This window comes from Cupriavidus sp. CPT47-8839-RL05A (assembly GCF_058792255.1).
In genome coordinates this window covers 97,209-109,482 of sequence record NZ_JBYTEG010000022.1, presented here as the reverse complement: position 1 = coordinate 109,482, position 12,274 = coordinate 97,209, and the positions used below count along the sequence as shown (strand labels likewise).

Here is a 12,274-nt window from a genome sequence, read left to right as displayed (position 1 = left end):
GGGTTCCGCTCAGGTTCTGGGTCAGCAGGTTGGCATTGGTTGCACTGGGGGCGTCAGGCCGGGCGGCCGCGCCGCCAGCAGGTCGAAATCCAGGCAGACAAACTCGGTCGGGAATTCGATGCGTGCGTAGTAGACGATCAGTTCGCCGCGCTCGCCCGGGACACAGGCAAAGCGGCGCAGCTCAGCCACCGGCGCGCCCACGGCAAGCGCCAGCGCGGCGGCGGATTCGGCCCCGGCCGCGACGATCGACAGGCGCTGGCGCGCGGTGCTGACCGACAGGCCGGGGAAGCGGTCCAGCACCGGCACCGAGGCGCCCTGGCGGAAGGCCTCGGGCTCGCGCGCAAAGACGCCGGCCTCGATATAGACCTCGCCCACCGCGAACGGCCGCCCTTCCAGCCGGTGCAGCCGGCGCAGGAAGTGGTATTCGGCGGCGCGCTCACCGGGGCACGGCATGCCGAGATCGGCGGGCAGCGGCACGTTGCCGGCGGATTCGACCATCGCTTCGGTGTCCAGTTGCGCGCCCACCGCCACCGCCTCGTCCCAGCTGGTCGACAGCGACACCTGCCGCCGCGCCTGGCACGGCGCCTTGACGAAGGTGCCGCGCCCGCGCGAGCGCGCCACCAGCCCTTCTTCATCGAGCATCGACAAGGCATGGTGCATGGTCATGCGCGCCACGCCGTACTGGCGGCACAGCTCTTCCAGCGACGGGATGCGCTCACCCTCGCGCCAGGCGCCGCTTTCGATCTGGCGGCGGAAGATGGTGGCCAGCTGCAGGTAGACCGGCTGGCGGCTGCGCGCGAGGAGTTCGCTGGACGTGGTGTCTGCCATGCGGCAAGGGAGGTCGGGAAACGCCGGTGAATGTCGGGGAAAAGGGCGATGCGAGGGCCGCCCGGAGTCGTCCTGGCCGGACGACTATATAAAAGTCTATAAACCTAGACTACTCGGGTTAACGCCGATCCATGCCGCTCCGGTATTGCCAGGCCCGGGCGTGCATTCCGGGGATTTTGTCGCCCGGGCGTCACGCGCCGGAACGTGCCGCAACCCCCACTTCAGCGCCCACCTTGCCACTGCCCAAGCGGACAGAATGCCACCATGCCCCAACCTTCCCGGGGGCAGGCGTGGCTGCCGCTTGCAGCCATCTCAAGGAGTCAACTTATGTTGATGCGAGACGTGATCCCCCAAATCCTGAACCGCGGCGCGGCCCAACTGGCGCCCGACGCGTTCGAGACCGCTTCGCACAAGACCTTCCACCATGCGATCGACATCTATCTCAAGGATTCCAATGCCTTTATGAACACCTACTTCGCCCGCTATTTCGAGTGGCAGGGCATTTGCCGGGAGCGGTGGTTCCATGAATGCATCCACGACAACCTGCTGGCCGCCGGCGGCGTCTTCGTGACCAAGCGCGCGCACCAGGAGTATGTCGAGGAGACGTTCCCGTTCCAGCGCGTGGATTGCTACCTGAACACCTTCCAGGTGCGACAGTGCTCGGCGTACCTGCTGTTCCGCTTCTGCGTGGGGGGCAAGCCGGTGTCGCTGGGCTACCAGCAGATCGTCTTCGCCGACCGGCAAAAGCGCATCACGCGCTTTCCGGCGGGCATCATCGAACGGGTCAGGGAATATGAACTGGCGCTGCCGGCACTGGCCAGCTGAGCCAGGCGCGGCTGACCCCGCGCGGGTCTGAATCCGGCACCGCCGGCCGTGGCTCAGCCGGCGGTGCTGGTGCGCAGCCGGCTGTCGGCCATGGCGGTGAAGCGCGGCAGGCTGAGGGTAAAGGTGGTATGCACGGCCGGCACCGACTCGCACTCAATGCGCCCGCCGAAGGTCTCGATCACGCGCCGGCAGAAGGCCAGACCGAGGCCGGCACCGGTGCCATGCGCCTTGGTGGAGAAGAACGGATCGAAGATGCGCGGCATGACGTCGGCCGCAATGCCCGGGCCGGTGTCGCGAAAGCGGATCACGTGGTACTGGCCCTCGGTCGCGCCGGTGATGTCGATGTGGCCGCCGCCGGCCGCGCGGATCGCATGCAGCGCGTTCTTCAGCAGATTGAACAGCACGTAGACCAGCAGCGTGTCGGAGCCGACAAAGCGCCAGCCCGCGTCGATGCCGCGCACCTGCACGCAGCCGCGCTCCTCGCCCTGGAACGGGTAGCGCTCCAGCGCCGCATGCACGCAGTCGGCAATGCCGTGCGGGGCAAAGCTGCTGCGGTCCAGCCGCTCCAGCGTGACCGAGGCCAGCGCCATGTCGATCACGGTGCTGGTGCCATCGACTTCCCGCGTGATGGCGCCGACCAGGCTCGACACGCGCTCAAGCTGGCCGGGCCGCATGCGGTCCTCGCACAGCCCCTGCTGGACCGCCAGCCGGTAGCCGTGCAGCACCTGCGGCCAGGTGCGCGCCAGCTCCTGCGCCTGCATGCGGATGGTCGCCAGCGGCGTGCGCACCTCGTGCGCCACGGTGGCGGCCAGCGAATACGGATGCATCAGGTCGTAGCGCACCACGCTGACCGCCAGGATGCCCAGGCTTGCCGCCACGAACACCACGCCCGGCGGATAGAACGCTGCGCCGTAGTTGACGGCGTAGTCCACCGCCGCCAGCGAATAGAGCGCCACCGCCACCAGGCACAGCTTGTAGCGCTTGCGGCGTTCGGCTGTCGCATTGCGCCGCGCCGCCACCAGCAGCCAGGCGCTGCGCAGCGCCACCAGCACCGTCTGCACCAGGTGCAGCGGATGCAGCGGGCCGGCCCTGGGATAGTCGCCGAAGAAATAGCTGTAGTAGCCGGAGACTACCTGGTCGGTGGTCAGCAGCAGCACCGCCAGCACCAGGCTCAGTCCGTACGAGGCCAGCAGCAGCGGCCGCTCGCGGCGGCTCTCGGTGACTTCGGCGATGAAGTGGTAGAACGTGGTCGGCAGGAACAGGATGAAGAGGTAGCCGAGCCGGGCCAGCACCAGCGCCACATCGGGATGCGAGGACTGGAACAGGAACACCCACGTGCCCTGCCAGGCGAAGGTGGTCACGCACAGCAGGAAGAACGAAGTGGAGACGCGCGTCACGCCCTTGGTCACCAGCACATAGAGGCCGTAACCGAGGAAGATCGACGAGACGAAGGCGGGCAAGGCTGCGTACATGCGGAGCGCGAAGGCAAGCCGGGCGGATGGCAGGGTCGGCGACGCGACATGTTATGCCCTGCGCGGGTGGCGCGTGCATCATTCGGTTGCATTCAGAGCTAATCCGCGCTTAATGCTGTGCGATACGCGCCGGCGCCCCCCTCGTTCCGGGGGTGCCGGGGTATCGAGCACGCGCGGCACGCAAACAGCAAGGCGGGACGCCCGCTGGCGTCCCGCCTTGCCTTGCTGCCACGCACTGCTTACCAGCGCGTGTCCCGTTCCCACTCCTTCATTTCTTCCTCGGCGCGCTCCTTGGTGTAGCCATAGCGCTCCTGGATGCGGCCGGCAAGCTGGTCACGCTTGCCGTTGATCTGCGCGATGTCGTCGTCGGTCAGCTTGCCCCACTTCTCCTTGATCTTGCCCTTCGCTTGTTCCCATTTGCCTTCGATCTGGTCCCAGTTCATCTCGTGCTCCTTCATCCGATGGCAAGGGGGCGCCATCGGAGGCGTCCCCTTGCGGGTGGTGCGGTGCGTGGCCCGCCAATGCTGGCGGGATGCCGCGAAGGCTTACTTGCCGTACTTGGCCTTCACATCGGCCTGGCACTTGTCCTTGGCATCGCCCGACATCGCGTCGCAGCGTTCCTTGTCGGCCTTGTAGGCGGCGTCGGTGGCGTCCTTCTTCGCGTCGGCGCGGGTTTCGGCCACGTCGGCACTGGTGCCGGTCGCCGCGGCCTTGTCGACCTTGGCAGCCATCAGTGCCTTTTCATGGGCGGCCTTGGCGTCCTTCTTGCAGACGTCCTTGTCGTTGCCCTTCTTGTCGTCGCACATTTCCTTGGCTACGTCATAGTCGCGGTCAGCCTTGGTCTTCTCGGCCTTGGCGGTCGCCTTCTGCGTGCCGTCGCGGCGGGCTTCGGCCTGGGCCTTGGCCACATCGCGGTCGCGCTTGGCCTCGGCCTTGCAGACGTCCTTGGCGTTGTCCTTCATGCCATTGCACTTGGCGGAGGCAGCCTTGTAGTCCGCATCAGCCTGCTTCACCGCGGCGTCATAGTCTGCCCTTGCCCCGGTTGCAGCCGTTCCGGACGTGGTTGTTGGTGCGGTCATCTGCGCCAGCGCAAATCCCGCCGGTGCGGCAACCATCATCGAACACACTGCTGCGGTCAGCCATTTCTTCAACATGTCGATCTCCTTTCCGGGTGATTGCGTAAAGGTACGCATGAGAGGCCGGCGGCTATGCTGCTGGCCATGCCGTAAGTACAGAGTAGGCCCGGGGGGGTATGGGAAGCAGGCGTCCGGTTCCGAAAGGCGCGTCAGACTATTCCGACATTGCAATGCGGGCGAGGCACGCGGCGGGGCATGCACCTGGTTGCTGAGGGGGGATGGTGCGGTCAGCGCGTCATGTGTGCGACGGCGGGCGAGCATGCGTGCCGCAGAACAAGGCGCCCCTCTCCCGCTGCGCGGGAGAGGGGCGCAAATTGCCAGTCAAGCAGGGCGGCCGTCAGCCCAGAATCGACGGCGTCAACCGGTTCTCGTCAGGCGCTTCGCCCTCTTCGTCCGGCCAGTTGCGCCCCACCATCCATTCATACAAGGTGGGCAGCACGATCAGCGTCAGCATGGTGGCGGTGATCAGCCCGCCGATGATGACGATGGCCAGCGGGCGCTGCGTCTCCGAGCCGATGGCGCGCGAGATCGCCATCGGGAACAAACCCAGCATGGCCAGCAGCGCGGTCATCAGCACCGTGCGCAGCCGGTCCATCGAGCCGGTCAGCACCGCCTGGCGCACCGGCATGCCTTCATCGCGCAGCTGGTTGAAGTAAGTCACCATGACCACGCCATTGAGCACCGCCTGTCCAAACAGCGCGATAAAGCCGATCGCCGCCGACACCGACAGCGGGATGCCGGTCAGGAACAGCGCGAACACGCCGCCGATCAGCGCGAACGGGATGTTCGAGATGATCAGCGTGGCGCTCTTGAACGACTTGAACGCATTGAACAGCAGCAGGAAGATCACCAGCACCGACAGCGGCACCACGATCGAGAGCCGCGCCATGGCGCGCTCCTGGTTCTCGAACTCGCCCGACCAGCTGATCTTGACGTCGTCGGCCTTGACGTTTTTCGCCACCAGCTTCTGCATGTCCTTGACCACGCTGCCCATGTCGCGGTCGCGGATAAAGATGCCGATCGAGGTGGTGCGCTGGCCGTTCTCGCGGCTGATGTTCATCGCGCCGGATGCCGCGCGGAAGGTCACCAGCTGCGACAGCGGCACCTGCGCGCCGTCCGCGGTCTGCATGAAGATATTGGGCAGGTTCGGCAGCGCGCGCTCCGACGGCTTCAGGCGCACGGCCACGCTGAAGTGCTTCTCGCCCTCCCACAGCTCGGTCGCGGCCTTGCCGGCCAGCGCGGTTTCCATCAGGTCCTGCACGTCGGCCACGTTGATGCCGTAGCGCGCGGCCTGGGCCCGGTCGAACTCCAGCACGTACTGCGGCAGTTCGCCGTCACGGTCGATAAAGGCGCGCATCACGCCCTTGACCGTCTGCACGTTGGCCAGGATCTGGTCGGCCACCTTCTTGTTCTGCTCCAGGCTGTCGCTCTGCACCTTGATCACGATCTGGCCCTTGATCTGCGAGATGCTCTCCAGGATGTTGTCGCGCACCGGCTGCGAGAAATTGGGCTCGATGCCGGGGAGCTGGCGCAGGTTCTTGTCGATCTCGCCGATGATGGCGCGCTTGTTGAAGCCGTCGCGCCATTGCTTCTCGGGCTTCAGGTCGACCAGGATCTCGACGGTGTTGATCAGCTTGGGATCGGTGCCGTCGTCGGGGCGGCCGACCTTGGAGATGGTGGTATTGACCTCCGGGGTCTTGCGGATCACGCTGCGCAGCAGCCGCGCCTGGTCGCGCGCCTCGTCGGTCGAGACCGATGCCGGCAGGTCGAAGCTGACCCACATCGAGCCTTCGTCCAGCTCGGGCAGGAACTCGCTGCCGAGGAACTTGCCCACGCCCACGGTCACTACCAGCAGGCCCAGCGCCGAGCCTACCACCAGTTTCTTGTGGTCCAGCGCCCAGGCCAGCATCGGCTCATAGAGCCGCTTGCAGTGGCGCACGATGAAGTTGTCGTCGTGCGCGATGTTCTTGGTGAGCAGCAGGTGGCACAGCAGCGGCACCAGCGTCAGCGAGAGGATCAGGGAGCCGATCAGCGCGCCCGTGACCGTGTAGGCCATCGGCGCGAAGATCTTGCCCTCGTGCCGCTGCAGCGTGAAGATCGGGATGTGCGCCGCAATGATGATGACCATCGAGAACACGGTCGGACGGCCCACTTCCGTGGTGGCCTGCAGGATCGCATGCAGGCGCGCCTTGCTGTCCTTGATCTGCTGCGCCTTGAGCTCGCCCAGCCGCTTGAAGATGTTCTCGACCACGATCACCGCGCCGTCGACGATGATACCGAAGTCCATCGCGCCCAGAGACAACAGGTTGGCCGGAATGCCCACCCAGGTCAGGCCGATGAAGGTTGACAACAGCGCCAGCGGGATGATCAGCGCCACGATTGCCGCGGCGCGCACGTTGGCCAGGAACAGGTACAGCACCGCCATCACCAGCAGCGCGCCCTCGACCAGGTTGCCGAACACCGTGTGCAGGGTCTTGTCGATCAGCGTGGAGCGGTCGTAGTACGGCACGATCTTCACGCCCTTGGGCAGGATCTGGTCGTCCAGCAGGTCGATCCTCTTCTTCAGCGCCTCCAGCACCAGCGACGGGTTCTCGCCCTTGCGCATCACCACGATGCCCGAGACGATGTCGTCCTCGTCGTCCTGGCCCATCAGGCCTTGCGGCGGCGCGCTGCCGACCCTCACGTCGGCGATGTCCTTGACCAGGATCGGGGTGCCCTGGTTCTCGGCCACCACCACGTTGGCGATATCGGCCGAGGTGCGGAAGCTGCCCAGCGAGCGCAGCAGGAACTGCTGCCGGCCGTGCGCCACGGCGCCGCCGCCGGCATTGGCGTTGGCGCGCTGCAGCGCAGTGAACAGCTGCGACAGCGAGATCTTGGCATCGCGCATGCGCGCCAGGTTGGGATTGACCTCGTACTGCTTGATGGTGCCGCCGATGGTGACCAGGTCGGCCACGCCCGGCACCTGGCGCAGGTTTTTCTCCACCACCCAGTCCTGCAGCGTGCGCAGCTCTTGCGCGGTATAGCCCTTGCCAGTCAGGCGGAAGCGGTAGATCTCGCCGATCGCGGTGGACAGCGGCGCCAGGTCCGGATGCACGCCGTCGGGCAGGTCCACGCTGCGCAGGCGCTCCAGGATCTGCTGGCGCGCGGTCACGTCGGTGGCCTTGTCGTTGAAGGTCACCATCATGAACGACAGGCCGAACTGCGTATGCGAAAACACCCGCACCGCGTTGGGCGTTCCGGCCAGCGCGGTTTCAATGGGGATGGTCACCTGGCGCTCCACCTCTTCGGCGGCGCGGCCCGGGTACAGCGTGATGACGTTGACCTGGATGTCGGAGACATCCGGGAAAGCTTCGATCGGCAGGTTCTTGAATGCAGCCAGGCCGCCCCCGACGAAGATAAGCAGGCCCAGCCAGACAAAGAGCTTCTGGTGCAGGGCAAAGCTGACGATGCGCGAAATCATGTGGCGGCCGTCCTCACTTCTTCTCGGACGCACGCGCCGCGTTCACGGCAGTGGCATCGCGCAGGATGTCCTGCAGGTAGAGGTTGCCGTCGGTGATCACGGTCTCGCCGTCCTTCACGCCTTCAAGCAGCTCGGTGGTGCCGGGCAGCGTCACGCCCACGCGCACCAGGCGGCGCTCGAAGGTATTGGCGGCGGTGCGCACGAACACATAGTTGCGGTTGTCGGCCAGGAACACGGCCTTGGACGGCACGGCGATGCCCTTGAACGACGCGGCCGGCAGCTTCGCGGTGACGAACATCTCCGCCTTCAGGCGGCGCTCCGGGTTGGGCACGTTCAGCCGCACCTTGATGCTGCGCGCGGTGGGATCGACATAGTCGGCGATCTTGACCACGGTGCCGGAGAAGGTCTCGCCGGGCCAGGCCGCGGTGGTGAGCTGCACGTCCACGCCCGGCTTGAACAGGCTCAGGTCGGCCTCGCCCGCATCGACCTGTGCCCACAGCGTGGTCGGATCGGTCACCAGGAACAACGGCGCGGCGGGCGGCTGGTCGGGGCGCAGCTCCATGCCGAGGTTGATGTTGCGCTCGACCACCAGGCCGTCGATCGGGCTGCGCAGCGCAAAGCGCTGGTTTACGATGCCTGAGGCGCCCGCGCCGCCCGCGGCCGCGCCGTACTGGGCCAGCGCCGCCTGGGTGCGCTGCAGGTCCGCCGCGGCGCGCGCGGCGTCGGCCTGCGCCTGCTCCAGCTCCTTCTGCGCGATGATGCCGGCGCCGTACAGCTCGCGCTGCCGTGCCAGCGCCTTGGCCGCGACCGCGCTGTCGGCGGCGGCCTTGCGCGCATCGGCCTGGGCCACGCCGAAATCGGGCGAGGTCAGGCTGGCCAGCGGCTGGCCCGCTTTCACGGTGGCACCGGGCTGCACCAGGATCTCGGTGACGCGGCCGGCAAACGGCGTCGACACGCGCACGGTCTTGTCCTCGTTCCACACCAGCCGGCCGGGCAGGCTCAGCATGCGCTCGCCGCCGGTCCTGGCGGATTCGCCGGCGATGCCCGGCAGCGTCTTCACGCTGGCCGGGAACTGGATGGTATTGCCGCTGACCTTGGGATCGTCATCGGCCTTGGGCGCTTCAGACTTGCCGCAGGCGGCCAGCGCCAGCGCGCACAGGGACAGGGCAGCAAGCCGTGCGGGCAGGCCAGCGGGGAAATGGACGGAAGACATGCGGCGGGACATGCGTGACAGGAGGGAGTGCATTGGATTCGCTGGGACTGCGGTTCAGGGACGCGAGCTCGTCGCAGTGCCGGTCGTGGAGGTCTGCAGCGCCGCGCGGTAGGCCGACAGGGCCTTGGCGTAATCGCCCTGGGCGCTGACGGCATCGAGCCGGGTCTGGCGCAGCGCGCGGCGGGCATCGAGCAGGTCGAGCACGCCGGTGGCGCCCTTGCCGTAGGCAAACTCGGCGCTGCCGGCCACGCTTTCGGCGGCGGGCAGCACGTCGTCGCGCATCTGCCGCAGTGACTGGCGCGCGGCTTCGAGCTGGCTGCGCAGCCGTTCCATCTCATTGCCGGCTTCCAGCAGCACGCGGTTGCGGTCGTCCAGCGCGGCGTAGTAGTCCACCTCGGCGCGGCGGGCCTCGCCGCCGTTGCTGTGGCGCACGTACAGCGGGATCGTCAGGAATACGCCGTAGCTGTTGCCGCTGCCGTTGGTATTGGTGGCCGAGACCGGATAGTGCTCGGCCTGCGCGCCGACGGTCACGTCGGGCACGCGGCCGGCGCGCGCCAGGTCGCGCGCGGCGGCGGCGGCGGCCAGGCGGGCCTCGGCGGCAGTCACGTCGGGGCGGCGCTGCAATGTGTCGGGATCGACCTGCGGCACGGGGGTATCCAGCGGCGGCCAGTCCGGCACCAGCCGGTTGCCGGCAAGCGTGCCGGGCACGCCCATGGCCTGCGCCAGCTGGGCCTTGTCGCGCGCGTGGTCGGTCATAGCCTGGCGCATGTCGCGCTGCGCGCGCAGCGCGTCAAGCTGCAGCTTGGTCACGTCGGCGCGCGAGACGTCGCCGGCCTTCAGGCGGGTCTCGCTGGCCTGGCGCGTGCGGTCGTAGAGCGCCAGCATCTCCTTGAGCACCGCCACGCGCTCCTGGCTGACCACCGCGTCATAAAAAGCCTGCTCCGCCGCGGCGCTCTGCTGCGCCACCACCGCCTGCACCACTTCGCCGGCGGCCGCGCTGGCCTTGCGCGCGGCGTCCACGCGCAGGCCGCCCTTGTTGGCGGTCTCGATCAGCTGGTCCACGCGCAGGGTGGAATCCACGGTCTTGCTGCGCAGGTTGCCCGAGCCGATGCCGGCATGCGGATTGATGTTGGTCACGCCCAGGCTCAGCACCGGGTTGGGCCGCTGCGAAGCGATCTGTATGTCCGCCTGGCTGGCTTCGACGCCGCGGCGGGCGGCGATGATGTCGCGGTTGCAGCGCAGTGCGTCCAGGCGCGCCTGCGCCAGGGTCAGCGTCGCGCCCGCCGGCGGCGGCACGCAAGGACCGGCAGCATCTGCGGAATCAGCGGAAGGAAGCGGATCGGCGGGGCCTTCGGCGGCCAAGACTGCCGCGGGCCGGGCCAGAACCCCCAGTAGCAGCAGGGCACCTACGGCAATACGGGAAAAGACAAAAGGCACGGTCAGTCAGGCTCGGTTCGACAACGGTCTGCGGTAAACGACCGTGCTCGCCGAACGGTGCACCAGGGCGGCAAATATTCATCCGACCCTGATCCCGCCAATGCGGCCGCGAAGCGTGGCTGTCCTGGTGCGCCCTCGCCTGCTGTCCTGGTGCATCAGACGCCACCGGACACGATCTCCCGCACGCATTCAAACCGAATCGCATTACAAACGGCTTTCATAAAGCTGACCAAAGCCTTTAACTGCGCGAAAACCCCAGCCAATCGGAAAACCATGAAAAACGGCACGGCCGTTGCCGGCCGTGCCGTCTGCACTGCCAGGCGGGTTACCCCTTCATGCGGTCATCCAGCCCCAGGCTGCGGCCGATGATCTCCTTCATGATCTCGCTGCTGCCGGCGTAGATGCGCGAGATGCGCGCGTCGGTGTACATGCGGCAGATGCGGTACTCCTCCATATAGCCGGCGCCACCGTGCAGCTGCACGCCCTCGTCGACCATGCGCCCCTGCAGTTCCGACGTGAGCAGCTTGGCCGACGCCGCCGTCTCCACGGTCAGCGTGCCGGCGTTGTGCTGCAGCACGCATTGGTCGACGAAGGTCTGCAGCGCATCCAGCTGCGCCCGCAGCTCGGCCAGCTTGAAGCGCGAGTTCTGGAACGTGCCGATGGCCCGGCCGAAGGCCTTGCGCTCCTTGACATAGTCCAGCGTGAGGTCGAACGCCACCTGCGCCGACGCCATGTAGCCGCAGGCGCCAATCAGCCGCTCTTCGGCCAGGTGGCGCGTCAGGTAGCGGAAGCCCTGGCCGGGCTCGCCCAGCACGTTGGCCTTGGGCACCTTGACGTTGTCGAAGAACAGCTCCGAGGTGTCCTGCGAGTGCAGGCCCATCTTGCGCAGCTTGCGCCCGCGCTCGAAGCCGGGCATGCCGCGCTCGACGATAAAGAGGCCAAGGCCATGGCTGCGCTCCGGATCGGTGCGCGCGACCACCACCACGTAGTCGGCCAGCTGGCCGTTCGAGATATAGGTCTTGGCGCCGTTCAGCACCCAGTGGTCGCCATGGTCCTCGGCACGCGTGCGCATGCCGGCCAGGTCGGAGCCCGCCTGCGGCTCGGTCATGGCAATGGCAAAGATCGACTCGCCGCGCGCGGCCGCCGGCAGCAGGCGCTGGCGTTGTTCCTCGTTGCCGATGCGGCCGATATACGGCGCCACCAGCCGTGAGTGCAGCGTGCCGAAGAAGCCCGAGTCGCCGTGGCGCGCGTTTTCCTCGATCAGGATCTGCTCATAGCGGAAGTCCTCCACGCCGGCGCCACCGTATTTCTCGTCAGCCCACATCAGCAGGTAGCCCTGCTCGCCGGCCTTGCGGAACACTTCGCGGTCCACACAGCCCTGTTCGCGCCAGCGCTCGCCGTGCGGCCCCACCTCGCGCTGGTAGAAGCGGCGGGCGGATTCGCGGAAGGCGTCGTGTTCGGCTTCGAAGATCAGGCGTTGCATGCGGGGTCTCCTGGTGTTTTTGAGAGTGACCGGCTGAGTGTCTGCCGTGCAGCGTCTATGAGATTCGTCGGAAAGGATGATTTTTCCTCCCGCAGCCGAACGGCCAGGTTTGAAGGAGAAGCCGGCTTGAATGCAATTTTATTGATATGAAGTGGAAATAACTTTCATTTACCCGCCGGAACGCTTTGCACAATACTGGAAGCACAGATACCTATTCGATGGAGCGGGGAACATGGAAGCCGTCCTCTGGATTGCCCTGGCGCTGGCACTGGTGGCACTGGGAGGCACCGTCACCTGGCTGATCGGGACGCGGGTGCCCGAGCCGGTGTTCGAACGCGCGCAGCGGCATGGCCGCTTTGCCGGGCTGGAACCGGGGGCGCCGCGGGGGGGGGGGGGGGGGCGCCGGGGGAGGGGGGTGTG

9 protein-coding genes are annotated in these 12,274 nt (G+C 67.1%); 1 reads left to right on the top strand and 8 read right to left on the bottom strand.

All coding sequences use genetic code 11. The annotated features are described in order from the left end of the window. Positions 1-21: 21 nt before the first annotated feature. Entirely contained in the window at positions 22-828 is an 807-nt protein-coding gene (locus AC3WVS_RS24680) for a GntR family transcriptional regulator (protein WP_492320711.1), read from the bottom strand. Between the two features lie 327 nt (positions 829-1,155). Between AC3WVS_RS24680 and AC3WVS_RS24675 the strand changes: the two genes are divergently transcribed. Beyond that, positions 1,156-1,653, top strand: coding sequence for an acyl-CoA thioesterase (locus tag AC3WVS_RS24675; RefSeq protein ID WP_010810373.1), 498 nt, complete (start codon positions 1,156-1,158; stop codon positions 1,651-1,653). 53 nt (positions 1,654-1,706) lie between these two features. Here AC3WVS_RS24675 and AC3WVS_RS24670 read toward each other — a convergent pair whose 3' ends face one another. The 7 genes from AC3WVS_RS24670 to AC3WVS_RS24640 all read right to left on the bottom strand — a co-directional run bounded on the left by AC3WVS_RS24670 (position 1,707) and on the right by AC3WVS_RS24640 (position 11,854). Continuing rightward, positions 1,707-3,125 (bottom strand): sensor histidine kinase, encoded by a 1,419-nt coding sequence (locus AC3WVS_RS24670; protein WP_492320710.1) that lies wholly within the window; start codon positions 3,123-3,125, stop codon positions 1,707-1,709. 239 nt (positions 3,126-3,364) lie between these two features. Further along, positions 3,365-3,568: a CsbD family protein gene (locus AC3WVS_RS24665; RefSeq protein WP_454750397.1), complete on the bottom strand. Its 204-nt coding sequence runs from the start codon at positions 3,566-3,568 to the stop codon at positions 3,365-3,367. A gap of 102 nt (positions 3,569-3,670) precedes the next feature. Next, positions 3,671-4,279, bottom strand: a complete 609-nt coding sequence (locus AC3WVS_RS24660; RefSeq protein WP_492320709.1) for a hypothetical protein — start codon at positions 4,277-4,279, stop codon at positions 3,671-3,673. 319 nt (positions 4,280-4,598) lie between these two features. Continuing rightward, positions 4,599-7,721 carry an efflux RND transporter permease subunit gene (locus AC3WVS_RS24655; protein ID WP_492320708.1) on the bottom strand — a complete coding sequence of 1,041 codons (3,123 nt, stop codon included), beginning with the start codon at positions 7,719-7,721 and terminating at the stop codon, positions 4,599-4,601. 13 nt (positions 7,722-7,734) lie between these two features. After that, on the bottom strand, positions 7,735-8,934 hold the full coding sequence (locus AC3WVS_RS24650; RefSeq protein WP_492320707.1) for an efflux RND transporter periplasmic adaptor subunit: 1,200 nt from the start codon (positions 8,932-8,934) through the stop codon (positions 7,735-7,737). 54 nt (positions 8,935-8,988) lie between these two features. Further along, positions 8,989-10,371 carry a TolC family protein gene (locus tag AC3WVS_RS24645; protein ID WP_492320706.1) on the bottom strand — a complete coding sequence of 461 codons (1,383 nt, stop codon included), beginning with the start codon at positions 10,369-10,371 and terminating at the stop codon, positions 8,989-8,991. A gap of 325 nt (positions 10,372-10,696) precedes the next feature. Beyond that, positions 10,697-11,854: an acyl-CoA dehydrogenase family protein gene (locus tag AC3WVS_RS24640; protein WP_010810380.1), complete on the bottom strand. Its 1,158-nt coding sequence runs from the start codon at positions 11,852-11,854 to the stop codon at positions 10,697-10,699. Positions 11,855-12,274: the final 420 nt, after the last annotated feature.